General features: G+C 60.1%; 25 protein-coding genes. 19 read left to right on the forward strand and 6 right to left on the reverse strand.

From position 1 onward, the window contains the following. Nucleotides 1–113: 113 nt before the first annotated feature. A complete protein-coding gene (locus NLY36_RS26930) occupies nt 114–560 on the forward strand; it encodes a hypothetical protein (protein ID WP_023673457.1) in 447 nt (148 codons plus the stop codon). A gap of 96 nt (nt 561–656) precedes the next feature. On the opposite strand, the gene NLY36_RS26935 is transcribed toward NLY36_RS26930, so the two are convergent. Then, nucleotides 657–1280 (reverse strand): TetR family transcriptional regulator, encoded by a 624-nt coding sequence (locus NLY36_RS26935; protein WP_031198064.1) that lies wholly within the window; start codon nt 1278–1280, stop codon nt 657–659. 62 nt (nt 1281–1342) lie between these two features. Here NLY36_RS26935 and NLY36_RS31695 point away from each other — a divergent pair, with 62 nt between their 5' ends. The 3 genes from NLY36_RS31695 (at nt 1343) to NLY36_RS26950 (ending at nt 3776) form a co-directional block, all read left to right on the forward strand. Then, entirely contained in the window at nt 1343–2119 is a 777-nt protein-coding gene (locus tag NLY36_RS31695; protein ID WP_023695579.1) for a DinB family protein, read from the forward strand. A gap of 330 nt (nt 2120–2449) precedes the next feature. Further along, complete coding sequence (locus NLY36_RS26945) at nt 2450–2839, forward strand: hypothetical protein (RefSeq protein WP_023673454.1); 390 nt, start codon at nt 2450–2452, stop codon at nt 2837–2839. A 340-nt stretch (nt 2840–3179) separates the two neighbouring features. Then, nucleotides 3180–3776: a glutathione S-transferase family protein gene (locus NLY36_RS26950; RefSeq protein ID WP_023689091.1), complete on the forward strand. Its 597-nt coding sequence runs from the start codon at nt 3180–3182 to the stop codon at nt 3774–3776. A 63-nt stretch (nt 3777–3839) separates the two neighbouring features. Here NLY36_RS26950 and NLY36_RS26955 read toward each other — a convergent pair whose 3' ends face one another. Continuing rightward, nucleotides 3840–4490: an outer membrane protein gene (locus NLY36_RS26955; protein WP_023673452.1), complete on the reverse strand. Its 651-nt coding sequence runs from the start codon at nt 4488–4490 to the stop codon at nt 3840–3842. A gap of 411 nt (nt 4491–4901) precedes the next feature. On the opposite strand from NLY36_RS26955, the gene NLY36_RS26960 reads away from it, so the two are divergent. From NLY36_RS26960 to NLY36_RS26985, 6 genes are all read left to right on the forward strand, one after another. Next, entirely contained in the window at nt 4902–5666 is a 765-nt protein-coding gene (locus NLY36_RS26960; protein WP_023695578.1) for an SDR family oxidoreductase, read from the forward strand. After that, on the forward strand, nt 5663–7738 hold the full coding sequence (gene uvrC / locus NLY36_RS26965) for an excinuclease ABC subunit UvrC (RefSeq protein WP_023695577.1): 2076 nt from the start codon (nt 5663–5665) through the stop codon (nt 7736–7738). Before NLY36_RS26960 ends, uvrC begins: the two co-directional genes overlap by 4 nt. 170 nt (nt 7739–7908) lie before the next feature. Next, nucleotides 7909–8505 carry a CDP-diacylglycerol--glycerol-3-phosphate 3-phosphatidyltransferase gene (pgsA, locus tag NLY36_RS26970; RefSeq protein ID WP_023673449.1) on the forward strand — a complete coding sequence of 199 codons (597 nt, stop codon included), beginning with the start codon at nt 7909–7911 and terminating at the stop codon, nt 8503–8505. A 1-nt stretch (nt 8506) separates the two neighbouring features. Next, nucleotides 8507–8764: a molybdopterin converting factor subunit 1 gene (moaD, locus tag NLY36_RS26975; RefSeq protein WP_023673448.1), complete on the forward strand. Its 258-nt coding sequence runs from the start codon at nt 8507–8509 to the stop codon at nt 8762–8764. 4 nt (nt 8765–8768) lie between these two features. Further along, nucleotides 8769–9242 (forward strand): molybdenum cofactor biosynthesis protein MoaE, encoded by a 474-nt coding sequence (locus NLY36_RS26980; protein ID WP_023673447.1) that lies wholly within the window; start codon nt 8769–8771, stop codon nt 9240–9242. A gap of 69 nt (nt 9243–9311) precedes the next feature. Then, nucleotides 9312–10079, forward strand: a complete 768-nt coding sequence (locus NLY36_RS26985; RefSeq protein WP_023735482.1) for a YbaY family lipoprotein — start codon at nt 9312–9314, stop codon at nt 10077–10079. Between the two features lie 2 nt (nt 10080–10081). On the opposite strand, the gene NLY36_RS26990 is transcribed toward NLY36_RS26985, so the two are convergent. Further along, nucleotides 10082–10561 carry a cupin domain-containing protein gene (locus NLY36_RS26990; protein ID WP_023733884.1) on the reverse strand — a complete coding sequence of 160 codons (480 nt, stop codon included), beginning with the start codon at nt 10559–10561 and terminating at the stop codon, nt 10082–10084. Nucleotides 10562–10625: 64 nt separating this feature from the next. On the opposite strand from NLY36_RS26990, the gene NLY36_RS26995 reads away from it, so the two are divergent. Continuing rightward, nucleotides 10626–11081, forward strand: coding sequence for a MarR family winged helix-turn-helix transcriptional regulator (locus NLY36_RS26995; RefSeq protein ID WP_023673444.1), 456 nt, complete (start codon nt 10626–10628; stop codon nt 11079–11081). An 86-nt stretch (nt 11082–11167) separates the two neighbouring features. Here the strand turns inward: NLY36_RS26995 and ndk are convergent, their stop codons facing one another. Further along, nucleotides 11168–11590, reverse strand: a complete 423-nt coding sequence (gene ndk / locus NLY36_RS27000; protein ID WP_023705335.1) for a nucleoside-diphosphate kinase — start codon at nt 11588–11590, stop codon at nt 11168–11170. A gap of 238 nt (nt 11591–11828) precedes the next feature. Between ndk and NLY36_RS27005 the strand changes: the two genes are divergently transcribed. Continuing rightward, nucleotides 11829–12053, forward strand: a complete 225-nt coding sequence (locus NLY36_RS27005) for a hypothetical protein (RefSeq protein ID WP_023754715.1) — start codon at nt 11829–11831, stop codon at nt 12051–12053. Nucleotides 12054–12065: 12 nt separating this feature from the next. Here NLY36_RS27005 and bluB read toward each other — a convergent pair whose 3' ends face one another. Further along, nucleotides 12066–12701, reverse strand: coding sequence for a 5,6-dimethylbenzimidazole synthase (gene bluB, locus NLY36_RS27010; RefSeq protein WP_023705333.1), 636 nt, complete (start codon nt 12699–12701; stop codon nt 12066–12068). A 276-nt stretch (nt 12702–12977) separates the two neighbouring features. Between bluB and NLY36_RS27015 the strand changes: the two genes are divergently transcribed. The 6 genes from NLY36_RS27015 to NLY36_RS27040 all read left to right on the forward strand — a co-directional run bounded on the left by NLY36_RS27015 (nt 12978) and on the right by NLY36_RS27040 (nt 20208). Then, nucleotides 12978–13490, forward strand: coding sequence for a DinB family protein (locus tag NLY36_RS27015; RefSeq protein ID WP_023673440.1), 513 nt, complete (start codon nt 12978–12980; stop codon nt 13488–13490). 446 nt (nt 13491–13936) lie between these two features. Further along, a complete protein-coding gene (locus tag NLY36_RS27020; protein ID WP_023689083.1) occupies nt 13937–14587 on the forward strand; it encodes a hypothetical protein in 651 nt (216 codons plus the stop codon). Nucleotides 14588–14980: 393 nt separating this feature from the next. Beyond that, the gene (locus NLY36_RS27025) at nt 14981–15766 is read left to right on the forward strand and encodes a GGDEF domain-containing protein (RefSeq protein WP_023705331.1); all 786 of its coding nucleotides are present in this window, start codon (nt 14981–14983) and stop codon (nt 15764–15766) included. Nucleotides 15767–16187: 421 nt separating this feature from the next. Continuing rightward, entirely contained in the window at nt 16188–17609 is a 1422-nt protein-coding gene (locus NLY36_RS27030) for an MBOAT family O-acyltransferase (RefSeq protein WP_023733885.1), read from the forward strand. Continuing rightward, nucleotides 17609–19117: an alginate O-acetyltransferase AlgX-related protein gene (locus NLY36_RS27035; protein ID WP_023733886.1), complete on the forward strand. Its 1509-nt coding sequence runs from the start codon at nt 17609–17611 to the stop codon at nt 19115–19117. Before NLY36_RS27030 ends, NLY36_RS27035 begins: the two co-directional genes overlap by 1 nt. A gap of 272 nt (nt 19118–19389) precedes the next feature. Beyond that, the gene (locus NLY36_RS27040; RefSeq protein WP_084013013.1) at nt 19390–20208 is read left to right on the forward strand and encodes a class I SAM-dependent methyltransferase; all 819 of its coding nucleotides are present in this window, start codon (nt 19390–19392) and stop codon (nt 20206–20208) included. Here the strand turns inward: NLY36_RS27040 and NLY36_RS27045 are convergent. Continuing rightward, a complete protein-coding gene (locus NLY36_RS27045) occupies nt 20195–23227 on the reverse strand; it encodes a rhamnosyltransferase WsaF family glycosyltransferase (RefSeq protein ID WP_198020832.1) in 3033 nt (1010 codons plus the stop codon). The two genes, NLY36_RS27040 and NLY36_RS27045, sit on opposite strands and share 14 nt — an antisense overlap. A gap of 636 nt (nt 23228–23863) precedes the next feature. Between NLY36_RS27045 and NLY36_RS27050 the strand changes: the two genes are divergently transcribed. Beyond that, complete coding sequence (locus NLY36_RS27050; RefSeq protein WP_156933188.1) at nt 23864–24685, forward strand: sterol desaturase family protein; 822 nt, start codon at nt 23864–23866, stop codon at nt 24683–24685. The last annotated feature ends 9 nt before the right edge of the window (nt 24686–24694 follow it).

Consider the following 24694-nt stretch of genomic DNA (forward strand, 5'->3'; position numbering starts at 1 on the left):
AGCTTCGCACCGGAGAAACCGGTTGCGGAGCGGGAAACCATCGGCAGCGCGACCGCTTGACCGCGCGCCGCCGAATCCGCAAAGTGGGCGCAGTCGACCTTTGAGAGGCTGCCATGACTCGCTTTGCCAAATCCGCTCTTGCTGCCCTGATTTCGCTTTGCACGCCGCTGGCCGCACCCCTCGGCCAGCCAGCACAGGCCGCCGACCTTTCCGTCTATTCCGACGAGGACAGCGGCGTTTGCGGCGAGGCCTGGGTGCTAAGCAAGATCTCCAGCCGCTTTTCCTACCAGGTGCATCACGTGCCGCATCTGCCGGATGTTTCGATCACAGATTTCCAGCGCATCCACCAGCATCGCTATCTCCCGGCCAGCGAAGAATGGCCGATCGGCCGCCGCTATTGCGGCGCCACCGTCAGCCTTTCCGATGGCCGCGCCCGCACCATCTGGTACTTGATCGAGGAAGGCCAGGGTTTTGCCTCGATCGGCGACAATGTCGAATTCTGCGTCTCGGGCTTCGACCGCTGGATGGTCTACAACGGCCGCTGCCGCGTCCTGCGCTAAGGTCGGATAAGAACCGCCGTTGAACCTGCCATCTCCCGCAAGTGGGAGATCTGATGTCGCTCCGGTTTCGCCAATCTCCGAACTGCTGCCGCTGCCTCACACCGCCTTCCCACCAGACACGTAAGCGCAGATCAGCTCGACCAACTGCTTCTGCAGCTCCGGCGCGTCGAGCATGTCTCGCCGCGCGGCATTGTGGATGACGCCCTCGACCGCTGAGGACAGCACCCGGGCCACGGTCTCATTGTCCTTTCTGCGCCTGCGATATTGCGCCACCGCCGCCGTGTAGTGATCAAGATAGCGCGACTGGAACGAGGCATGGGCGGCGCGTGAGCCGCGATCGCCCGGCGCCTCGTCGAGCAGCACCTGATGCAGCGTCGGATGGATGCTGTGCGCATCGATCATGCCGCGCACCAGCTCCTGCGCGAATCGCTTGAGCGGCTTGTCGCCTTCTGCTGATTCGGCGATCACCGACAGCACCTGATCGAAATGTCGCCGGCGAATTGCTTCGACCAGCGACAGCTTGTCGGGAAAATATTGATAGAGCGAGCCGATGCTGACGCCGGCCGCATCGGCCACCTTGTTGGTGGTGAAGCCGGCCCAGCCCAGCGCGCTCAGAACATGAGCACCGGCTTCGATGAGCGCCTCGACCGTCGCTCTCGAACGCGCCTGGCGCGGCTGCTTGCGCATGCGTGAGCGCGGCTTTGCAATGCGAGTAGACATGTCTGCTCCAGCAGCCAAGAATATAGATAACATACTCACATTTTTTGGAAAGGATACAGACCATGGACGCGCTGGATTTGCTCCGCAGCCTCTTCGTTTATCAAGCCTGGGCGAATGGTGAATTGCTGCAGAAGCTTGCGGGCCTCGACCAGCAGGAGCATGTCGATCAGCGCCACACGGCGAACCGTCTCATCAACCACAACCTTGTCGTATCGAAGATATTCGCCGCGCATCTTTCCGGCACGCGTCATGGCTATGCGTCCGACAACACCGAGGACACACCGGCACTCGATGAATTGAGCGCTGATGTCGCTGCGATGGATCGTTGGTATCTCGACTATATCGAAGCCGTCTCGCCAAAGCTCATGTCAGAGCCTGTGCCTTTCACCTTCACCGACGGCGACAGGGCGATGATGTCACGCAAGGAAATGCTGACCCATGTCGTCACGCATGGCGGCTATCACCGCGGCGAGATCGGGCGGATCCTGATGCAGATCGGCATTGCGCCGCCGTGGGATGCGTTTGCCGTCCACCTCCACCACGCCGAGCCTTGCGCCGGCTGCAGGTGCGCGAGCGGGTTGGCGCTTAGGGGCCTGCACCCCTTGGCTTCCAAGGGACCGCGGCTTCCCGGGAGGAGGATTCCCCGATCTTTCGTTTCCCATTTCCGTTTGGCATCTCTTGCGCCGAAGCTGGCGATCTCCTTTCTCGTCGGGGAGACGTCCGACACAACAGGCTGTCCCTTCAACTGCTGTCTTTCCTGGCTTCCGTCCACCCACTCGCAATATACGAGTAAAAAGCTCGCGTTCAATTTAGTGCTGTTCCCGCGACCGCTGGGATGAAGCAAGATCAGCCTCTGCGGTGCGATGATGGTTGCCATCCGATAGGTCGCCGATGACCGCGTGAGATCGACGGCGTTGCAAGAGAATGTGAGCTTGACGAGAAGAACGTGTGAGTCGCGATATCAGAGATTTCTCTCGCAACAGTTCGCTGCGAAGCGGGAAGATTTCTTGCCGATTTCTGTCCGATCATTCCGATCATGCTCTCAGCGTAACCGAAACTTAATCTGCGAAATTCTATGTAATGCTTCGCTGGCTAGATACGCACGAGTCAGATATGCATTAGCTCGCCGGGTCACTCACGGCCATCGGCACAAACGCAAGGGGCATCGCATGGCAAAGACCACGACGAAGGCGCCGGCGGCGAAAGCGCCGGCAAAGAAAGCGGCACCGAAAGCTGCCGCGAAACCTGCAGCAGTAAAGAAGGCAGCACCGAAGGCAGCGGCAAAGCCGGCCGCCAAGGCAGCGGCAAAGCCGGCAGCTAAGGCAGTAGCAAAACCCGCCGCCAAGGCAGCAGCGAAACCCGCCGCCAAGAAGCCGGCCGCCAAGGCTGTGGCGAAGCCTGCTGCGAAGGCAGCAGCCAAGCCCGCCGCCAAGAAGCCGGCAGCCAAGGCAGCGGCAAAACCCGCCGCCAAGGCTCCGATGAAGGCCGCCGCCGCCAAGTCGACGGCCGCTGTGAAGAAGGCTGCACCGGCCAAGAAGCCAGCCGCCAAGAAGAAGTAACAGCGGTCCATCTCAAAGCTCCCGGGAACTTTGCCGACTGGCAGATTCCCGGGAGCTTTTTTGTTGTGATTTAGGTCTTGTTTTGATGCATGTCGTTCTCTCGAAATTGACGCCACTTCTGTAAGACATGCATGGCGATTTCATTGTCGGCGGATTGGCCGCCTGGTTTTGCCCTTCTGGCAGTTGCTCCCTCAGGGAAGATCGGCCAACACTAAGGCGGTCGCATTCGATGGGGTTCAGGCGACGCGCTCTAGACCTTTGTTTTACGCGCGTCGTTCTCAAGACCGGAATCGCATTTTTGAGCGACATGCACTGGCCGTCCGAAAACAGGGAACCGATCATGCCGAAGCTGCTCTACGCGTCCTCATCCCCCTACAGTTCCAAGGTGCGCATGGCAGCACTCCATGCCGGCATTGCCGTCGAGCTGGTGCCGGTCAAGACCGAGGACAAGCCTGCTGAACTGATGTCAGCCAATCCTCTCGGCAAGATTCCGGTGCTGGTGCTCGACGACGGCCGCTCGATCCACGACAGCCGCGCGATCACCCAGCATCTCAACCGCGCTTCGAAGAGCCTGTTGTTGCCGCGCAATGCCGACAAGCGCCTCGAGGCCGAAGTGCTGGAGGCGCTGGCCGACGGCATATGCGACTGCGCGCTGTCGATGGTCTATGAGCGGCGCACGCGTCCGGAGGAGATGGTCTATCAACCCTGGCTCGATCGCCAGTGGACCAAGATCACCGCCGCACTCGATTTCCTCAACGCCAATCCGCCGAAGCTGCCGAAGAAGATCACGCTTGGCCAGCTGGCGTTGCGTGCCTGCCTCGGCTACCTCTCTTTGCGCTTCGCCGGCAAATGGGAAAAGGGCCGCGGCCGCCTGACCCGCTGGGCAGCGCGTTTCGATGAGAAGTTTCCGGGGCTGAAGGTGGCTGTGCCGGCCTGACGGGCGAAACAAAAAAAGCCGGGCGCGAGGCCCGGCTTTCTTGTGTCGTGGCTTGAACGACAGTTAGAACTTCATACCGACGCCGAAGGTGACGCGGTTGTCGCTCTCTTTGACCTTGGTGCCGACACTGTCGAAGCTCTTGGAACCGAAGTCGGTGTAGCGGTACTCGACACGGCCGAACACATTGTCGGTGATCTTGATGTCGGTGCCGACGCCGGCCGTCCAGCCGAGCATGGTGTTGCTGTCGCTGTCGCCGGGGACCGAGACCTTCTGGTTCTTCAGGGCGCCGCCGCCGGTGCCGTAGAGCAGGATTTCCGGGGTCACGGCGTAACCCAGACGGGCGCGCAGCGAGCCTTCGAAGCCGCCCTTGGAATTGACGCCGCCGCTGTCACCCTTGACGCCATTGTAGCCGAGATCGGCTTCAGCACCGTACACGAAGTTTTCCTGCTGCCACTGGTAGCCGCCGAAAACGCCGCCGACAAAGCCCTTGGTCTTGATGTCGGGGCCGCCGTCCTGGACTTTGGCATGACCGCTGAAGCCGTAGCCGGCGCTGAGACCGGCATACGGGCCGGCCCAGGAAGCGACGGGGAGCTCGGCGATCGGGGCCGGCGCCGGGGGCTCTTCCGAGACGACATCGGCAGCAAAAGCGGTACCGCTGAGGGCGAAGAGCCCGAGCGCAACCGCGAGCGGCGCGAATTTGAGATTGGTTTGCATTGTTGTTTACTCCTTAAGCCACAAGACACGTAGGCTTGTTTGTCCTGAGCGCCATCAACCCGTCCGGGGGGTGAAACGGATCTGGCACTCAACGGTTCCGAATGTCGTGTCAAAATGCGGCGGCAGCGAACCTGAAAATGGGTCATTCCCCGGCACGAATGAGGCCGAAGCTTGACGTTGCATCTTCGCAACAGCGAAATGTCAGTACGCAGGCGATGCTGCACTGCACTCGGCTTGGTGCAACGGGTTCAGCGTCCTATATTGCGGTCCTGCCGACCCGAATCCGGGGCGGTGCCGGCGGCGAAAAAGCCGTTTCGCCACATTCCTGCCCCAGGTGGAAACGGCATTTAACCCCTGGACGCGTCACAATGTGCCGCCAGCCGAATTGAGGCGCAGATTGAGGATTGACAGATGATCGAAGCCGCCGGAACGGCGCTGGTGACGGGCGGGGGGAAGCGGATCGGCAAGGCGATCGTCGAGGATCTGGCCGCGCACGGTTTTGCCGTCGCCATCCACGCCAACCGCTCGACCGCCGAGGCCGACGCGCTGGCTGCGAACATCAGGGACGGAGGCGGCCGCGCCGGCGTGGTAGCCGCCGATCTGACCGACATGGATGCGGTTGGCGATCTCGTCGGCCGCGCCGCGGCAGCGCTCGGCCCGGTCACGCTTCTTGTCAACAATGCGTCGCTGTTCGTCGACGATAGCGTCGAGGACTTCGACTGGGCGGCATGGGACCTTCACTTCGCCATCCATGTGAAGACGCCGGCGCTGTTGGCGCAAAACTTCGCCCGCGCCTTGCCGCCAGGGCGGGAGGGGCTGATCGTCAACATCATCGACCAGCGCGTCTGGCGGCCGACGCCGCGCTATTTCTCTTATGCGCTGTCGAAGTCGGCCTTGTGGACGCAGACCGAAATGCTGGCACAGGCGCTCGGTCCGCGCATCCGCGTCAACGCCATCGGTCCCGGTCCGGCGCTGAAGAATGCCCGCCAGGACGATGATGATTTCCAAAAGCAGGTCGATGGCCTGATTCTGAAGCGCGGCCCGCAATTGGCCGAATTCGGCGCCACCATCCGCTATCTCTGGGAGGCGCGCTCGGTGACCGGCCAGATGATCGCGCTCGACGGCGGCCAGCATCTTGCATGGCAGACGCCGGATGTGACAGGCATGGTGGAATGAGTCCCGCAGACCAGAAACACAAGACGCGCGCCGGCGCCGCCGACGATATGCCGCCCGACATCGAGCTTGAGGATGAAGCGGTCGAGGAGATCGTCGAGCCCGAGGCCACCGGGCCCGATGTCGCCTTCACAGCGATAGACTGGGCGCCGCATGCCGGCGACGCCGACGGCATGGTCGGCGCCGAGGTCATCCAGACATTGGTCAAGCGGCTGCCCAATGCGCCCGGCGTCTACCGCATGATGAACGCTGCCGGCGACGTGCTTTATGTCGGCAAGGCGCGCAGCCTGAAGAAGCGGGTGACCAACTACGCGCAAGGCCGGTTCCACACCGCCCGCATCGGCCGCATGGTGCGCGAGACATCGACGATGGAGTTCGTCGTCACCCGCACCGAAATCGAAGCGCTGCTGCTCGAGGCCAATCTCATCAAGCGCTTGCGGCCGCGTTTCAATGTGCTGATGCGGGACGACAAGTCGTTCCCTTACATCCTGTTGACCGGCGATCACGTCTCGCCCGGCATCTACAAGCATCGCGGTGCGCGCTCGCGCAAGGGCGACTATTTCGGACCTTTTGCGTCGGCCGGCGCGGTCGGGCGCACCATCAATTCGCTGCAGCGCGCCTTCCTGCTCAGGAGCTGCACCAACTCCTTTTACGAAAACCGCACCCGGCCGTGCCTGCTCTACCAGATCAAGCGCTGTGCCGGTCCATGTACCGGGGAGATCTCGCATAGCGACTATGCCGAGCTGGTCAGCGAGGCGAAGGATTTTCTGTCGGGCCGCAGCCAGAAGGTGAAGACCGAAATCTCTGCCGCCATGCAGCAGGCCTCGCAGGAGCTCGATTTCGAGCGCGCCGCCATTTATCGCGACCGGTTGGCTGCACTGTCCCATGTGCAGAGCCATCAGGGCATCAACCCGGCCACGGTCGACGAGGCCGATGTCTTTGCCATCCATCAGGAGGGCGGCCAGGTCTGTATCCAGGTGTTTTTCTTCCGCACCGGCCAGAACTGGGGCAACCGCGCCTATTTCCCCAAGGCCGATCCGGCACTGGAGGGGGCGGAAGTGCTGGGCTCGTTCCTGGCGCAGTTCTATGACGACAAGCCGACGCCACGGAACATCCTTCTGTCGCGAGGCGTCCAGGATCAGGAACTGTTGGCCGAAGCGCTGTCCACCCGCGCCGGCCGTAAAGTGTCGATCTCGGTGCCGCAGCGCGGCGAGAAGAAGGATTTGACCGACAACGCGCTGCAGAATGCCCGCGAGGCGCTCGGCCGCCGCCTGGCCGAAACCTCCACGCAAGGCCGGCTGCTCGCCGGCTTTGCCGAGACCTTCGGCCTGCCGAAGCCGCCGGTGCGCATCGAGGTCTACGACAATTCGCACATTATGGGCGCCAACGCCGTTGGGGCCATGGTCGTCGCGGGGCCGGAAGGGTTTGTGAAGAACCAGTACCGCAAATTCAACATCCGCTCGACCGAGATCACGCCCGGTGACGATTTCGGCATGATGCGCGAGGTGATGGAACGGCGCTTTTCGCGGCTGCTGAAGGAACATGGCGATGTCGTTCCCGACGACGCGGCAGCCGGTGGAGCAGGCGACGACATTGAAGAAGAGATCTCCGGCAGCTTCCCGGCCTGGCCCGACGTCATCCTGATCGATGGCGGCCAGGGCCAGATGAGCGCGGTGCGCAAGATCCTCGCCGACCTCGGCATCGAGGATCGCGTGGCGGCCATCGGCATCGCCAAGGGCCAGGACCGCGATGCCGGCCGCGAGCGTTTTTTCGTCAGAGGCAGGGACTCGTTTTCGCTCCCCGTGCGGGATCCCGTGCTCTATTTCGTCCAGCGGCTGCGCGACGAGGTCCATCGCTTCGCCATCGGTTCGCACCGCGCGCGGCGCAAGAAGGAATTGGTCAAGAGCCCGCTCGACGAGATCGCCGGCATCGGTCCCGGTCGCAAGCGCGCGCTGCTGCTGGCCTTCGGCACTGCTAAGGCGGTCAGCCGCGCGGCAGTCGAGGATCTGGTCAAGGTCGACGGTATTTCAGAGCAGGTCGCCAAGCTCGTCTACAATCATTTCCATGAGAGCTGAGCGCCGGTGACGCCGCTGTCCCGATCAAATGGCAGCAGCCGTTCTTTTCTCGCAGGCCACTCGAATCCCGGCAATCGCGCGCTATTTTCGTCTGGCCAATCGAATCTCGCCTGTTGACCCCCTACATCCGGTTCTGATTTGAGTACGCAGGCAGAAAGAGTCCCTGAGATATGGCCAAGCGCGCGTTCAACCTGCCCAACATGCTTACCTATGCCCGCATCGTCGCGGTGCCGCTGGTGGTGCTGTGCTTTTTTCTCGAGGGGCATCTGAAATCGAGCGACTTCGCCCGCTGGTCGGCGTTGATCATCTTCCTGCTGGCTTCGATCACCGACTATCTCGACGGCTATCTGGCGCGCGCCTGGCAGCAGACGTCCAACATCGGCAAGATGCTGGACCCGATCGCCGATAAACTGCTGGTCGCCACCTGCCTGCTGCTGCTCGCCGCCGATACCGACCGCCATGCCGGCATCGCAGGCTGGTCGCTGTGGGCGGCAATCATCATCCTGTGCCGCGAAATCCTGGTTTCGGGGCTGCGCGAATATTTGGCGGCATTGAAAGTCTCGGTGCCGGTGACGCAGCTCGCCAAATGGAAGACCGCCATCCAGATGGTCGCCATCGCCTTCCTGCTGGCTGGGCCTGCCGGCGACAAGATCTTCCCGCTGACCACGCAGACCGGACTGGTGCTGCTGTGGATCGCAGCCCTCGTCACGCTCTACACCGGCTACGACTATTTCCGCGCCGGCCTCAAGCACATCATGGACGAGTGAGATGATCACCCGGCTCATTTATTTCGCCTGGGTGCGCGAACGGATCGGCAAGCCGGAAGAGGATGTCGAACTGCCCGCCGGTATCGAGACGGTGGCCGACCTCCTGCGCTGGCTGAAATCGCGTGGCGAGGAATATGAGCACGCGCTGCAATATCCTGATGTGATCCGCGTCGCCATCAACCAGGAACATGTCGAGCATCGCGAGAAGATAGCCGGCGCGCGCGAGATCGCGCTGTTTCCGCCGATGACCGGGGGCTGACACCATGTCCGGCGCGCCGACGGTGCGCATCCAGCGCGACGATTTCGACGTTGCCGCCGAGATCGCGAAACTGACCGGGGGTCGCGCCGACATCGGCGCCGTGGTGTCCTTCTCAGGACTTTGCCGCGACGAGCAGGGCCAGCTGTCGGCGCTGGAACTCGAGCACTATCCAGGCATGGCCGAGGCCGAAATCAGCCGGATCGCCGGCGAGGCGCTTCAGCGCTGGCCGTTGCAAGGCCTGACCGTCATCCATCGCCACGGCAAGATCGCACCGGGCGAAAACATCGTGCTGGTGGTGGCGGCGTCCTCGCACCGGCAGGCGGCGTTCGAAGCGGCCAATTTCCTGATGGATTTCCTGAAATCGCGTGCACCCTTCTGGAAGAAGGAGCACCGCGTGGACGGCACCGATGGCGGCTGGGTCGAGGCCAAGGACGCCGACGACCAGGCTGCGGCGCGCTGGAAGGCGCGGCCCGAATAAATCTCGGCGCAGCCATGTATTGACCGCATTCCCTTGGCCAAATCGCATCGGCAAAAAGGGAGCAAGGGCATGCTGGACAGGATCGCCGAATTCTTCGTCTTCGGTTTTGTGCCGCTGGTTATCGGCGTTCTGGCCGTTCCCGAGCCTTCCGTCGCCGCCGAGAAAACCCTGAAGGGCGAGGTGATGTATCGCGAGCGCATCGCGCTGCCGCCCAACGCCGTCCTGTCGGTTCAACTTGCCGATGTATCGCTGGCCGATGCGCCGGCCGCCATTGTCGGCGAGCGCAAGGTAGCGCCGGCCGGCCAGGTGCCGATCAAGTTCGAGATCACCTTCGATCCAACGGTGATCCGGCCCAACATGACCTATGCGCTGCAGGCGCGCATCACCGCCGACGACAAGCTGCTGTTCGTCACGGACTCGCGCTATCAGGTCGATCCGCTCAGCGAGGCGCCGCAGGCCATTGTGCTGAAAATGGTGGCGCCGAGCGACAAGCCGACCTCGGCCTCGCTGTTCGGCCAGAGCTGGCTAGTCGAATATATCGACGGTATCGGCGTGATTTCGGAGCCGCAGGCGACGTTCCGGGTCAGCGAAGCCGGCAAGGCCGGCGGCAGCGGCCCGTGCAACGCCTATTTCGCCACCGCCAAGGTCGATGGCGAGACCATCGTCATCAGCGACATCGGCTCGACCTACAAAGCCTGCGCGCCGGAGGTGATGGCCGAGGAAAAGGCGCTGTTCGAGGCGCTCGCCAAGGCGGCGTCATACCGTGTCGATGGCGGCAAGCTGATCATCGCCGACAGGGACGGCCGTGACATTTTGCGATTTAACGCAGCGAGTTAAGATCAAGACTGCGGCGGCGGCGGGGGCGCCGGCGTCAGGCCGAACCGGCGCATCAGGTCCATCAGCCTGGTGCGGTCTGGCGGGCCGCCAGTGCTGAAGATGGCGAAGGCCTCGCGAAAATATTCCGGGCCGATCGCCGCCGGTGTCACCACGCACAGCACCTTGGCTGTCGCGGCGATGTCGTTGTCGAAGCGATGGACCGCGCCGCGCGGAATGCACAGCGCCTGGCCCGGCCCGATATCGTGCCGGTGTCCGTCGACGGTCAGCATCAGCACGCCTTCGATCCCGTACATCGTCTCTTCATAGTGATCGTGGCTGTGCGCCGGGGCGGGCAGGCGCTGCGAGCCGGCGACCGTCAGTTCGAAGGCGGCGATGCTGCCGTTCGACTGGTCGCCGGTAAGCAGGAAGCGCACGGCAAGGCCGCCATGGCTGATTGTCTCGTCGGCCGGATTGACGCTGATCTGGCTAGCTCTGTCTAGCATTTCATCCTCCCACGTGGTAAATTGAATTTACCGAAATGAGTAAACTCAATTTACCAGAGTGTCAATGCCATTATCCGCGGAAGCACCGCCAAAGAAGCCACCGCTGATCGGTGCGCTGCTGCGCGTTCCGGCCATGGCCATTCACCGCAAGCTGATCAGGGATCTCAGGGCGTCGGGTTTCGAGGACCTCAGCCCGCCGCATATGGCGGTGATCCAATATCCCGGCCCGGATGGCCTTCGGCCGAGCGCGCTCGCCGAGCGCGCCGCGATGAGCAAGCAGGCCATGAATCAACTGCTGAAGACGCTGGAAGCGATGGGTTATATCACTCGCTCGGCGGCACCCGATGAGAGCGGCGGGACCGTCGTCCACTTCACCGACCGCGGGCGCGCCGCATACCAGAAGATGGCCGACATCCTGCTCGACGTCGAACGGGAATGGGCCGAGGAACTGGGCGAGAAGCGTTTCACGGAGCTGAAAACGCTGCTCGGCGACCTCTGGGACACGCCGCTCATCCGTTGAAAGCGGCATGAAGCCGAAGCCGGGACCTGACCAAAGAAAAAGGCCGGCGAAGTGCCGGCCTCTTGCATACATTGGTTCGCGTCGGCTCAGCCGACGATCTCGGTGTCGGAGAACCAGTACTTGATCTCCTGCGCGGCGGTTTCCGGCGCGTCGGAGCCGTGCACGGAATTCTCGCCGATCGACAGCGCGTGGACCTTGCGGATGGTGCCTTCGGCGGCGTTGGCGGGGTTGGTCGCGCCCATAACTTCGCGGTTCCTGGCAATGGCGTTTTCGCCTTCCAGAACTTGCACGATGGTCGGCGCCGACGACATGAATTCCACCAGTTCGCCGAAGAACGGACGATCCTTGTGGACGGCGTAAAAGCCTTCGGCCTCGCGGCGGCTCATCCACACGCGACGTGAGGCGACGACGCGCAGGCCGGCCTCTTCCAGCATCTTGGTGATGGCGCCGGTAAGATTGCGCCGGGTCGCGTCCGGCTTGATCATGGAAAAGGTGCGTTCGAGCGCCATGGGGTCGTCCTTGTCTTGAGATGGAAAGTCTTGAGATCGGAATGTGGAGTGGCGGGCTCTATACAAGCCGCCCGGCCCATTGCCAAGGGGAGGCGCCCCGGCAGCGTTATTCGACCGCGACCGCCCGCATGGCCGTTCGCAACGCTGTGGTCAAAGGCAAGGCTTTGCGGGAAAATGGCGATTGCGCAGGCACGCACGGTTTCGAAGGGAAACCAGCGGAATGGAAAGACATCGGACCATGTTTGACGGGACGCGCTGGCCCTACCACCACCTCAGGCCGGGCGACATAAAAGGGAGCCTATTGATTATCGGCATTTTTGCTGCCGTGGGCCTTGTTATGCTGCTCTTTCCGGGACTCCGCACAGATACGAACTTCGGCTTCGGCCCCGAATGGCAATGCACGCTGATGCCGAAGGGCGACCCGATCTGCGTCAAGCTGGTCGGCAAAGAGGGCGCGAAGTGACTGTCAGTATCACTACCGCCTGATAACAACGGGCGGCCGCCGGCGCTCCCAGCCCTCGCGCTCCAGCGTTGGCATCTCATGCTCCTCGCTGGGATAGCCGAGGCAGAAATAGCCGATCAGCGTCCACTCAGGCGGGGTGTCCAGGATTGCGGCCATCTCGGCGGCGTCGAGGATCGACACCCAGCCCATGCCGATGCCTTCCGCCCGCGCCGCCAGCCACAGTGTGTGCACCGCCATGACGGCCGAATAGTCGATGGTCGCCGGCATGGTCATGCGGCCGAGCCCGTGGCCCTGTTGCGTCGTGCGGTCGGCGAAAACCGCGAACTGGCAGGGCGCTTCATTGAGACCGGCGAGCTTCAGCCGGGCATAGAGAGCGGCGCGCTCGCCCGAAAAGCATGCCAGCGCCTCGGCATTGCAGCGCTCGAAACAGTCTCTCACCGCGCCCCGCCGCTCGGCGCTCTCGACCACCACGAAGCGCCACGGCTGGCTGAGACCGACGGACGGCGCGACGCTGGCAAGCTCCAGCAGCCGCTCCAGCGTATCCTCGGGCAAAGCCGTCCGCTCGAAGCGCCGCACATCCCGGCGCCAGCGCAGCAGCGTGACCAGCCCGGCGCGAAAATCATCGGTGAAATCGGGGGGTGGTGGCATGGCGATCAGGAGACTTGTGTGGGGAATAGGCAGTAGGCAGTAGGCAGCAGGCAGTAGGCAGTAGGCAGTAGGCAGTAGGCAGTACAGCGCTCAGACCCTATTGCCTACTGCCTATTCCCTAAGCTGCTGCCGCCGCCTCCTTCCAGCAATGCCGGTTGAGCGGACGGGTCGCGTCGTGTCCGACGAGTTCATAGAACAGAATGGTCATTGGCGGCTGCGTCCTCGCGGTCTAATTAGGCGCCTGCGGCTGAAGCGGAACTCGTCGGCGGGAAAAAGATGAAACAGCATTTCATGATGTTCGCGGCCTACAATCAATGGGCCAATGGCCGCATCTACGATGCCGTCGCCGCACTTGACGAAGAAGAGTTCAACCGCGATGTCGGCGCATTTTTCGGCTCGATGATGGGCACGCTCAACCATCTGCTGGCCACCGACCGCATCTGGATGAAACGCTTCACCGGCGAGGGCGACGCGCCGGCAAAGCTCGACGCCATCCTGCACCGCGCATTGCCTGGTCTAAAGCTGGCGCGTGAGGCCGAGGACAGGCGGATCGTCGACTGGGTCGGCGGTTTGACCGAAAAGGCTTTGTCCGGCCGCTTCTCCTACATGACCGTTTCCGACATGCGCACCGTCTCGCAGCGGCTCGCGCCGGCGCTGGGACACGTCTTCAACCACCAGACCCATCACCGCGGCCAGGCGCATACCATCCTGACCATTCTCGGCCGGCCTTCGGTGCAGCTCGACCTGGCGTTTTTCCAACGCACCGACGAAGGCCGCGCCTACGCCTGATCTCCTGACCGCGCTTCCCGTTTAAACGCACGGGAGCGTTAACCGGTGCATTTGCGCGGCCGTCGATGCCCGGCACCAGCTCTGGATCCAAGCCGGGTTTGAGGACCCTGTCGGCACAACGCTGCCCGGTGACTGGGCCAGATGGCTGGGCTGTCAGTGGCCCGCCTTTTGTGGGCCTTCGGCTCCAGGCCGCCGCAGCCACAACCCGCTCCAACTCCGGTGGAATTTCTGTCGAGAGAATTAAACAAAGTTTAAATATTGAAGCAAAAACATATTTTTTTTTAGCAGACCAGTGCACGCCTTGAGAACTACAATCCTTATTCTTGGAAAAAATAAAGAAACTATAAGGAAGACTCGTGCGTAGCTGTGAGTGCATAAGCATATGTCTGCTTTGGTTTGCTGGCATGTTGCAATGCACAAAGCAGAACGGCAACAAGGAGAGTGTCATGGTTAATATCACTCAAAAAATCGCTAGAACACTGGCGGCGGGTGCAATTATCGTCATTTTTGCCGCTCCCGCGAATGCAGGCGGCGGAATTGGCGTCGGTGTCGGCGCATCTATCGGCGGTGCTGGCGGCATCAATGCCGGTGTTGGCGCTTCGATCGGCGGCAGCGGCGGGGTCAAGGCCGGTGCCGGCGCCTCGGTTGGCGGCAGCGGCGGTATCAAGGCGGGTGCTGGCGCAACGGTCGGCGGCAATAGCGGCGTTACAGCAGGCCTCGGCGCCTCAGTCGGCGGTAGCAGCGGCATTAAGGCTGGCGCTGGCGCGACGGTCGGCGGAGCCGGTGGCATCAATGCCGGTGTTGGGGCCACGGTCGGCGGCAGCGGAGGTATCAATGCCGGTGTCGGCGTCAACGTCGGCAGCGGCATCAACGTCGGTGTCGGCGTCGGCATTGGCGGAACGCCGGGCACGCCCGGTACCCCCGGCACTCCAGGAACTCCTGGAACACCAGGCACCCCTGGGACACCCGGTATCGTCGCTAGCATGTCGAACAGCCAGCTGACACGTATGAAGAAGCGCTGCGTCGATGTGCTCGCCAGCGAGGGCACCTACGACAGCGATCTGCGGCAGCTATGCCTTATGATCTCGCGTCGCTGAGACAGGTTTCGCCGGGAGTGTCGAGCCAGCCGTGAGGCTTTACGGCACTCTCCTACCGCATGGCCCAGACTTCCCGAGGGACATGCGCTGACGAGAAGCCTCCGGCCAGTCGGAAAGCCCGCCGCGCAAGTGGCGGGCTTTTTGTCGCCACTCACAAGGCAACCGATCGCGCCTTTCGATTGCCGGAGTTTTTTATCGTTTAACGGAAACGGTGAAACGCGCTATCCCTTTGTCTTGGTAATTCTCAGGGAAAGCGCCCACGCGCTTCTCCCGGGAAAGCTGCTCACACTTTCCTGGAATTGTTCTGGTTAACCACATTCGAATTGCAGGTAAGATTTTAGGGTTTCATTTGTGTTCCCGCTGCAAAATGGCGAACACAGTGGGAGAAATGGCATGCGGGTCGATCTTTCGCCCACGAGCTTGGGCAGGGTCATAGCAGTCACGGTTGTCGGCACGGCGATCTGTATCGCGGCGGCCTTCCTTGTCGATTCCTACAATTTTCCGTCGCTGTCGCCCGAAGCGTTGCGCTGGGCGCAGCTCACCGACCTGTTGCTGCCGCTCGTGCTGGGTGGATCGTTCTTCTCTTTCCTGATGTACAAGATGCGCCAGCTGGCGATCGCCCAGAAGAATCTGAGCATCGTCGCGGCGACCGACAGCCTGACCGCGGTGTTCAACCGCGGCGCGTTTTCGATGCTGGTCGAGGCCTATCTCGAACAGGCGCGCAGCCAGGCCGTCGTCGATGCCGGCGCCCTGCTGATCGTCGACGCCGATCATTTCAAGACCATCAACGATCGATTGGGCCACGATTGCGGCGATCAGGCGCTCAAGCTGATTGCGCAGACGATCAAGGCCCAGCTGCGCGGCGCCGACATCGTCGGGCGCATCGGCGGCGAGGAGTTCGCCATCTTCCTGCCTGGCGCCGACCCGTCGCAGTCCTGGCTGGTTGCCGAGGGGATCCGGCGGCGCATCCGCGAGGTCGAGTTTGCCCCGGATGGACGGCCCTGTCCGCTCTCGGTGAGCATCGGTGGCGTCGCCTTCAGCGGACCCACCACCTATGCCGACATGTTCCTGACGGCCGACCGGCACCTCTACAAGGCCAAGTCCAACGGCCGCGACCAGGTCAGTTTCGAAACGACCGGGCCGCGCGCCCTGCTCGCCGGCGACCCGACGTTGCATTGAGGGCTGGGACCGGTGCGCCGACAGCTCGGCGTAGCGCCTTAGAGCAATTCCAAGAAAAGTGTGTGTTCCCAGGAAAGCGCTTAGCGCTTTCCTTCGGAATTGCGTCAGAACAAGAGATAGAGTGTCTCGCCGTTTCCCTAAACGATGAAACGCTCTAGCGGCTTGGGCGCGTTATCAACAACCTGTGCATAGAGATAAGCATTTACAGATCAGGCGAGGCGTCTACTATCTGAGCAGGGACGATTCAGAGAGAATTGCCGAATGCTCATACATTTTGTCGATATTTTCGCCGTTGGGACATGTTTTTGTATTTTGGCCGATCCTTGCGCGCTATATTCGATATAGATGGTGAGGTCTTGGGTGGCAAACTTGGCTCTTAGAGCTGAGGTGGTCACCGAGCGTGGGCGTGGTTGGAGGCAGGATGGTATTTTCGGCAAGTAATTTTCTTTTCTTCTTCCTGCCTATCGCACTTGCCATAGCTCTTTTTGCCAAGCCCTCTGCCTTTCGGCCAAGCCTGCTCGTTCTGAGCTTGGCATTCTACTATTGGTCGTCAGGGTCGTATGTAATCATACTCATCGCGGATGTAGTCATCGCCTATTTCGGCGCGCTCGCTATCGACCTTTGCAAAAGCGCGCGATTGAGAAATGTAGTTGTCGGGGCGGCAATCGTCCTGCTGGTCGGCATTCTCGTGTTCTTCAAATATCTCGATTTCATAGCGGTGAACGTTGACCTCGCCTCCGGCAGCAATCTGTCGGCGACATTCGCCGGCATAGTCCTCCCCATCGGCATATCCTTCTTTACCTTTCAGGCATTGTCTTACCTGATCGACGTCTACCGCCGCGACATTCCGGCAGAGCGCAGTGTCGTGCTCTTCAGTACGTACTTCACATTTTTTCCGCACCTGATTGCCGGCCCGATCGTGCGGTTCCGCGACGTCGTGGATGATTTTCGAGCGCCGAGAATATCTCTCGAGAACTTCTCCACTGGGGCCACCCGCTTCGCTCACGGCCTCATGAAAAAGGTGATCATAGCCGATGGTATTGCGCCGATCCCCGATGCCATTTTCGCCGCACCCCACGACACCATAGGTTTTGCCACGGCATGGCTGGCGGCCGCGACCTACGGCATCCAGTTGTATTTCGACTTCTCCGGCTATTCCGACATGGCCATCGGGCTTGCCCGCATGTTCGGCATCCGCTTTGCGGAAAATTTTGAGAGACCCTACGCCAGCCGTTCGATCACCGAATTCTGGCGACGCTGGCACATCTCGCTTTCAAGCTGGTTTCGCGACTATCTCTACATCCCGCTGGGGGGAAGCCGGCATGGCAGGATCGCGACCTATCGAAACCTGTTGATCGTCTTCGCGGTAACCGGCCTCTGGCATGGCGCCTCCTGGACGTTTTTCTGCTGGGGTATGTTCCACGGGCTTTTCATCCTGGTCGAGCGCGTGGCCACCGGCACCTGGCCGAAAGTGCTGGAGAAGGGGTGGCTGCGATATGCCTATTTCCTGCCGGTCGTGACGCTGAGCTGGCCGCTGTTCCGCTCGACGTCGCTTGAACAGGCAATGTCTTTGTGGAAGGCGATGGCTTCGCCCGGCGCCGCTGGTGCATTCAGCCTCGATGCGGCTGCGCCAATAGCCACGACCAGCTTGATCGCCCTTGTGGTAGGTGCAGCAATTTACGTTTTGCCCGGCCGGCTTTCGTTCGGCCAGTTGCTGACAAGCGAGACCAGAGGCGATAGGCTGTATGTCACTGGCGCCTGCTACACGGTTGTTGCCCTGATGGTATGTCAGGTGTTGGCGCTGAGCGGTGGCTACACTCCGTTCCTGTATTTCCAATTCTGATGAAAACAGCCAGAAAAATATGCAGCGCAATAGTCACCGCGGCCTTCGTGGTCATCATCGCGTCGCCGCTGTTGGTGCTGGCTGTTCGCGGCGCCGTTGAACCTTATGGTCAGAAGGACTTTACCGCTTTTCCTGCGCCGGAATCTCTGCGGGCAAGTTCAAGCGGCGCTTTCGATCAGCTGGCTTCCGCCCTTCTGGAGCGTTCCTGGTTAAAGCGGTCCGCCATTTCCATTCGAAATGCCGTATTACTCAAAGTCGTTCGCCAATACGACCACAACAACATCGCTACTGGAAGAGACGGCTGGATATACTGGAAAGGCGACTGGTTCGAGGGGAAATGTCAGGAACGGTATAACGTGGAATTGGCTGTCTCACGTATGGATGCCATGATTGACGTCGCCGGTGCTTCCGGCATTGAGATGTATTTTACGATAGCGCCTGATAAGTCGACAGTATATCCAGAATTTCTCGACCCCCACTTTGAAAAATACTGGGCCTGCAAACAGCAGAGTGCCGACCTTCTGCGATCGACGATCAGAGCCAAAGCACCTCGGATTGTTGATCACTTAAGCGCACTGCAGGAGGCAAAAGGACGTTCAAACGGCACCGATCTGTATCGCAAGACAGACACCCACTGGAGCTACTTTGGTGCGGCCATCGCCTTTCGCCAATTGCTCGTAGCGATCTTCCCCGATGGCAACGGGGTGCGGCCGCCAGTACTAGCCGGGAAAATGGCTCAGAATCCGACAGATCTCGAGACGCGTATGCTGCTGGTAGGTAACGGCGAACCCGAAAGTGAGATAGACACCCCGGCGGAAATAGAGGCGCTTTCTTCGTTCAAGCAGGTCGACCAAGCGGTCTCCACCGTAATCTTGCATGATTCGTTCTACAATAAAGTCATAGGCTTGACGCAGCCATTCCGACACGCCGTCGAATACTTTATGGACCTTTCCGATCCACAGGGGATCACGAACGCGGTGCTCGCCAGCCAGCGGCTGATCGTCAGCCGCGTCGAGCGAGCGGTCGTCGATTCGGTGTTGATCGGCCCTCTTTCGTGGTCCAGCACGCTGGGTCAGGCTCTGGTCGCGCGCGACGAGTTGGCTGCTAGGGAATGCAGAGATTTTGCCCCTGCCACCGGTGAGCCGAAGCTTCAAGCTATGGTTGTTGGCGCGAGTGGTTTTCTTGCGACCGCCCCTGATCCACAAATGATAGCCACCGTGCCCGTCTCGGATAGCAGCCGCACAACCCCCTGTGTTCGCCTGCAGCTTACGCTGAACAGCCCAGATGTGTTCGAGATCTTTTTTTCACCACACGGAGGCGAGGATGGAGCTTTTGTGGCCGGCCGGTCGATTCAACTACCCCTCGGTGCTGGCGACCACGCGATTGCGCTGGTTCTGCCCAACTATCTTGCCGGACGCTCCATTCGTATCGACCCAGGAGATTCAGGGCAGCAAACGATCATGAGGGATGTACAGTTTGGTTGGCATTCGAGTGAAGCGACTCCATGATCCTGTTCCTGGGCAGGTCATTTTCGCGACAATGCCGGAACCCTTGACGGTGAAGTGATGGCTACGACGCAGAAAGAGAGAAACGTCAATGTTGAAAGCCAGGGGGATAACGGGAAGAAGGACCGCGGGCATTCAGATCAGCAGTATGCTGGGGAGCGAGCCTAATATATTCTGTGAGGCCCGGTGGAGATATCAGGATCAGTAATTGTCCAAGAACTGCTTGAGGCCTCCGCCGCACTCGGTGAATTAAAGGCAAAAGGAAGGAGTCAACGATGTTGCCAATGAAGGAACCGAGTCACAACAGCCCGCCGGTCCGGTCGTCAAAGGCGTTTGAAGCCAACGATTTTCTGCGCTCCCTCGCCAAAGTATGGGCGGACAGATACTCGGTCACTCCGGAACTTCATGAATATGATCACATTTTCGGCCATCTGGTCGCTCGATTGTCGACAGGCGAGGAAATAAAGTTATTCGAAGCACTGAAGCACTACTTTGAGAATGGCGCCGCCAATGCGCAACAGGTGCGAGAGCTTATGACATCATTGGGCTTGCCCAGGGATGCCAGGGCGCTGGAATTTGCAAGCGGCTATGGTCGCGTGACGCGACATTTGAAGGACCTGAATTTAGTTGCCTGCGACATTCATCCCGAAGCGGTGTCCTTTTGCACTGAGGTGCTGAGTGTTGCGGCTATTCCTTCGGCCAGCATTCCCGAACACTGGAAACCTGGCGAAAAGTTCGATTTCATCTTCGCCATTTCGCTATGGTCGCATCTTCCGGACGGCTTGTTTCAGCGCTGGCTGTCTGCGGTGTGCGCCGCTCTCAAACCGGGCGGGTACCTGATGTTCTCCACGCACGGCGCGCATGCTGCAAGCGTTGTTCCACAACTTGCCGAAGTCATCAGCAATGGCCAACAATATGGCTATCTTGACGGGTCTGATCAGAAGGATCTAGATCCGTCTATCTATGGCTCCACCGTCGTGTTGCCACCATATGTCATCAAGGCGATCTACGATGCCACGAATGCACGCATCGTATCGTTCAAGCCAGCCGAATGGTGGGGCTTGCAGGATGAGTGGGTCGTTAGGGTTCCCTGACCGGCTTCCTCCGGTGATATAAGGCAGCGGGACGGTGATGACCGGCCGCCGCAGCGCGAACTGAGTCCAGTCCATTCGGAGGCGAGCGGATCGGAACGGACAGGGTCGGCCGATCAGACAGGAAGTCGACGATCTTCTTCATCGCTGCTGGCGAGAACGCGTCGTCCCAGTCTGTCGGCCAATTGAAGCGCGAGCCCTGCAGCCGCTTGTCGTATTGATCGACGCGCGAGATGGCGTCCTTGAGCCCGGCGACCACGCCCTCCAGTGTCGGTTCCACCGGGATCAGATTGGTCGAGATATCCCGCAGGCTCTCCGCCGTCTTGTTTTCGAACGTGTTGGTCACGGTCCACATACCGGCCGAGGCCATCTCGAGCGGCACCAGGCTGGGATGCGGCGTCAGCATCAACGAGAGGCCGACATCGTGGTGCGGCAGACGTTGAGTATACGTCTGCAGGTCGGTCTTGGGCATCATCTCCAGAACCACGTCGCGCGTCAGCCTGATCTTGCTGGCGCCGCCGATCGAGCCCATGCCGTAGAATTTCCACTTGTCGGCGTCAAAATCAGGAGAACGAGCTAGCTCTGCAAGCGCCATCATTCCGAGCTCAAACATATTGCGCGCGGCGTGGGCCTCCGGGCGGGCGTAGAAAAGAATGCGCCGCTCGCGATCACGCATGTCGTTTATCGATGGTTTGAATTTCTGAATGGCATTGCGGAATACGGCGTGGTTCTTGTCCGCGCCGGGCTTCGAGAAGACGCCGATCCTGTTCAGCTTGAAAAAATCGCGCAGCAAGGGCGTCGAAAAAAGCTGGAATTGCGGAAAGCGGTAAGACTGCTGGAAAAGCGCGGCGATTGTGTTCATAGGCAGGAAATAGGGTTCATATTCCTGGACCATGAACATGAAACGGTCCTGTCCCAATTCTCGGCTGGCGCGGTGCGCGACATGAGCCCCCCAGCCATTGGTCGCGATGAAGCGATCGTCGGGGCTGACGAACAATTCCTCTTTGCGGTCATGCCGATGCTCGATTTCGATGTCGTCGAACAATCGCTCGATGCCTGGATAGCCCTTGATGCGCTCGCGGGCGAGCGTCATGTCCAACTCCGTACGTTCCATAGTCACGATCCGGACGAGAAAACCTTCCCGGCGCAAGCGAAGCGCCAGGCTGAACATGCCGATATAGCCGCCGAAAATGTATTTGAAGTCGATCGTGGCCAGAAGGATGTTGACGCGCTTTGGCTCGCGGCGCGATACGTGCAACGTCAACGGCTGGATATTGCGAAAAATCCAGTTGTTCTCCATATCTTCGATGCTCAGTATCCCGCCGGCGGCGACGGCCATCGGTAGAGCTTCGGACCCTGTCTTGATCTTGCGGACATATCGCAAGTATTTGGTTTTCCTTAATCGATAGGCGAGATTTCTTGCTCTGGCCCCCAAGGCGGCGTTCATCAGCAGGCCCTCGACGTTCAATGTCGAATGACGCCGCAATATTCTTGAAATTTTCAGACGTATCGGTTCGAAGATACCGGTCGTCAAACGCGGGATTCGGTTGGCCGTCTTCTTGAGGGTGCTCGACATTCCAGGGTTTCGCAGCCGAAGTGTTTCGGCGAATACTGCCTTTTCCAGCGCCCCCGAAAAATCCGCGCGTGCTTGCTGCAGCAAGGTCCTGCCTGCGTCGAGCAGGGCGCGCTTGTTTTTTGCGCCTTTCAGGATGGCTCCTATTGAATAGGAGATCCCGCGGTAGCGCTTGATAACCTGCCCGATAACGTTAGCACCGTGCTGATGGTAATCGTACAGAGGCTCCTCGATATAGGAAATCCCGCCGGCAACCTCGGCGGCAAGCGCGATCCATTGGTCGTGGTAGGCGTCCATCAGCCGCTGCGGAAACGGCAGGATACGGTCTAGGATGTCGCTGCGAAAAAGGCTCGCGGCGCCGGTCACGCTATTGGCAAGGAACAGCGAAAGAAAATCCGTATATTCGTTTTTGCGGTCGGTCCAATATGTGTCGGAGATAACCTCGCGGCCGGTCACGATGCGACAATCGCTGAATGCAAGTTTCTTGCTTTCCGGCAAAGCATGGATGAGCTTCGTCAGTTTGTCGGCATGCCAATAGTCGTCCTGATCCGCCAGTGCGACGAACTCGGCGTTGACGGGCACCAGCGAAAGGCATTCCTCGAAATTGTTGTAGAAGCCTTTGCGCTCCTTGTTTTTGACATAGACGAACCGGCTGTCGTTTTCGATCAGGTCCAGAATGTCGTTGCGGGAGGCTGCGCTGGAACTGTCGTCGGTGATGATGCAGATCCAGTTCCTATGGTTTTGCTCCCGAATCGATCCGATTTGCCGTTTCAGAAGCTCAAGCGGCGGATTGTAAGCCGCCATGCAGATGGCAACCTTGGCCCCTTTGGCAGGCCACTTCACCTTCACCGGACGACGGTTGGCCCCAGGCTGGAACTCGAAGACAGCAAGCGACTGCTCGATCATCTCTCCCGATTTAAGCTCGGCGAGCAGTCGCAGTTCGCGGCTCTCCGGCTCGGCAATCTCCTCGATCGGCAATATCGTGATGAATTCGGAAAACAGGCTGCCGCCGGTCGGATCCTGTGCGGGATGGAAGTAGTGCACGACATCGGGCCGAGCCCAGGAATGGTTCTTGATTTCGTGCTGCCTGGTTCCGTCCAGGACATAGAGCCGCCTGATCGGATTGCCGGGACAGAAAGCCCAACCCTGCAGATACAAAGCAAGCCCCTTGCCGACGTGAAACGAGCGGCTCGACGGAACGTCGAGTCCGCACATAAGCTTGGGATGCCGAGGCGTATTTTCTCTTAAATCTGGCTGCCCGGTTATAGGGATTCCGGCGACCGGAATTTTGGCAGGTAGTGAGTTGTCTTTGTCGGCGACAGGTTCTTTGCGGAAGTCAAAAAACTGCTGGATGCCGAGTTGCCTTACCGCAGCGAACAGGGCGCCGATATTGGCGCTATTCCACCGGTTACTTGTCGTGCGCGATAATACATCTCGTGTATTCGCCAAGTGTCCACCCATCTGCGCGCCGATATTGTTTTTTATACCGGTCTATGACATGAGGATCTAGAAAAAATATCGTGCCGCTCCTCGTGCTGTGACGGCAGGGTAGCCATGAGAGCTCAATTTCACAACATGAATTCGAAGCTTGTCTTCATGTTTTATCTTATACTTTTAACAGAATACCGATCTCAGCTTTCAAATCACAGAAATTTGCACATAAATTGGCTTCCACTGTGAAAAGTTATATTTTGTCGTTAATGTCTTGCAATGTAGATCCTCGGCGAATGAACACGAACAACCGCGAAATTCAATTTGTTTGGCGGAAAATATCGTTTTTCCTAGAGGTAGGAATGCGGAGTGGGGGACGAGGCGCCACGCGTCCTTCTCGAAACCTGTTCAATTAGGCCGGCGCGATCCGGGCCGATGGCGGCAAACTCTCCAGTCGCCGCAGTGCCGCTGCCTGCGTCTGCGCTGTCGGATGGACTGGTTCGCCAAACCTGGGACCTGATTTGGCCAGACATGCAGCCCGTGCCGGCAAATGGAAGCAATCCGTGGCCAGCCGCCGTCAGCAATTGGCGCTAATCTCCGGCGAGCCGATCTTCGGCCGAGGGCAGGGTGTCCAATCTCATAAACCTCAAGGCGGTGCTGGTCATCGCGCTTATCTTCATTCCGCTGGAGCGGCTGTTGCCGCTGCATGCGGAGCACTCGTCGGCGCGCGGGCATTGGCCGAACGACGTCGTCTACCTCTTGTTCAACGGCATCATCATCAAGATTGCCCTGATCATCGTCATCGGCACAGCCATGCTGCTGCTGCACCAGCTTGTTCCGGCCGGACTTACGCAGGCGGTGCGGTTGCAACCGGTCTGGCTGCAGGCGATGGAGGTTCTGGTGCTGGCCGATACCGGCTTCTACCTGTCGCATCGCGCCTTTCACGCCGTCCCGTTCCTGTGGCGCTTCCATTCAATCCACCACAGCATCGAGGAGATGGATGGATTGGCTGGCAGCGCACCGCGTCCATCCTGTCGACCAGATCCTGACCAAATCGGCGTCGTTCCTGCCGGTCTTCGCGCTCGATTTTCGACCCCCGCCCATACTGATCTTCACATTGGTCTATCAGTGGCAGTCGCTGTTCATCCATTCGACACGCGTATCAGGGTCGGACCGTTGAAATGGCTGCTGGCGTCACCGCGATTTCATCACTGGCATCATGCCAATGAGCGCGAAGCCTGGGACAAGAATTTCGCCGGGCAGCTGCCCTTTGCTCGACATGCCGGGAGGCACATTGTTCATGCCCGACAGGATGCCGCAGAATACGACACCGATGACCCGGTTCCCTCGCTCTATCATCGGCAGCTTGCCTATCCCTTTGTCGGCGATCAACTCTTTGTCGGCAACACCGAACAGACCGCCCCGCCGGCAAGGCTGGCAGAGGCCTCGCCGACGTCTGCCGGCAAGTCCGAGTGATCTTTTTTG

Origin of the sequence: Mesorhizobium sp. C399B (assembly GCF_030323185.1) — a bacterium.
Classification (GTDB): domain Bacteria; phylum Pseudomonadota; class Alphaproteobacteria; order Rhizobiales; family Rhizobiaceae; genus Mesorhizobium.

Excerpts from the sequence above, each read along its gene's own strand:
- NLY36_RS26930 (WP_023673457.1), top strand. The coding sequence starts at position 114 with ATGACTCGCTTTGCCAAATCCGCTCTTGCTGCCCTGATTTCGCTTTGC.
- NLY36_RS26935 (WP_031198064.1), bottom strand. The coding sequence starts at position 1,280 with ATGTCTACTCGCATTGCAAAGCCGCGCTCACGCATGCGCAAGCAGCCG.
- NLY36_RS31695 (WP_023695579.1), top strand. The coding sequence starts at position 1,343 with ATGGACGCGCTGGATTTGCTCCGCAGCCTCTTCGTTTATCAAGCCTGG.
- NLY36_RS26945 (WP_023673454.1), top strand. The coding sequence starts at position 2,450 with ATGGCAAAGACCACGACGAAGGCGCCGGCGGCGAAAGCGCCGGCAAAG.
- NLY36_RS26950 (WP_023689091.1), top strand. The coding sequence starts at position 3,180 with ATGCCGAAGCTGCTCTACGCGTCCTCATCCCCCTACAGTTCCAAGGTG.
- NLY36_RS26955 (WP_023673452.1), bottom strand. The coding sequence starts at position 4,490 with ATGCAAACCAATCTCAAATTCGCGCCGCTCGCGGTTGCGCTCGGGCTC.
- NLY36_RS26960 (WP_023695578.1), top strand. The coding sequence starts at position 4,902 with ATGATCGAAGCCGCCGGAACGGCGCTGGTGACGGGCGGGGGGAAGCGG.
- uvrC (WP_023695577.1), top strand. The coding sequence starts at position 5,663 with ATGAGTCCCGCAGACCAGAAACACAAGACGCGCGCCGGCGCCGCCGAC.
- pgsA (WP_023673449.1), top strand. The coding sequence starts at position 7,909 with ATGGCCAAGCGCGCGTTCAACCTGCCCAACATGCTTACCTATGCCCGC.
- moaD (WP_023673448.1), top strand. The coding sequence starts at position 8,507 with ATGATCACCCGGCTCATTTATTTCGCCTGGGTGCGCGAACGGATCGGC.
- NLY36_RS26980 (WP_023673447.1), top strand. The coding sequence starts at position 8,769 with ATGTCCGGCGCGCCGACGGTGCGCATCCAGCGCGACGATTTCGACGTT.
- NLY36_RS26985 (WP_023735482.1), top strand. The coding sequence starts at position 9,312 with ATGCTGGACAGGATCGCCGAATTCTTCGTCTTCGGTTTTGTGCCGCTG.
- NLY36_RS26990 (WP_023733884.1), bottom strand. The coding sequence starts at position 10,561 with ATGCTAGACAGAGCTAGCCAGATCAGCGTCAATCCGGCCGACGAGACA.
- NLY36_RS26995 (WP_023673444.1), top strand. The coding sequence starts at position 10,626 with ATGCCATTATCCGCGGAAGCACCGCCAAAGAAGCCACCGCTGATCGGT.
- ndk (WP_023705335.1), bottom strand. The coding sequence starts at position 11,590 with ATGGCGCTCGAACGCACCTTTTCCATGATCAAGCCGGACGCGACCCGG.
- NLY36_RS27005 (WP_023754715.1), top strand. The coding sequence starts at position 11,829 with ATGTTTGACGGGACGCGCTGGCCCTACCACCACCTCAGGCCGGGCGAC.
- bluB (WP_023705333.1), bottom strand. The coding sequence starts at position 12,701 with ATGCCACCACCCCCCGATTTCACCGATGATTTTCGCGCCGGGCTGGTC.
- NLY36_RS27015 (WP_023673440.1), top strand. The coding sequence starts at position 12,978 with ATGAAACAGCATTTCATGATGTTCGCGGCCTACAATCAATGGGCCAAT.
- NLY36_RS27020 (WP_023689083.1), top strand. The coding sequence starts at position 13,937 with ATGGTTAATATCACTCAAAAAATCGCTAGAACACTGGCGGCGGGTGCA.
- NLY36_RS27025 (WP_023705331.1), top strand. The coding sequence starts at position 14,981 with ATGCGGGTCGATCTTTCGCCCACGAGCTTGGGCAGGGTCATAGCAGTC.
- NLY36_RS27030 (WP_023733885.1), top strand. The coding sequence starts at position 16,188 with ATGGTATTTTCGGCAAGTAATTTTCTTTTCTTCTTCCTGCCTATCGCA.
- NLY36_RS27035 (WP_023733886.1), top strand. The coding sequence starts at position 17,609 with ATGAAAACAGCCAGAAAAATATGCAGCGCAATAGTCACCGCGGCCTTC.
- NLY36_RS27040 (WP_084013013.1), top strand. The coding sequence starts at position 19,390 with ATGTTGCCAATGAAGGAACCGAGTCACAACAGCCCGCCGGTCCGGTCG.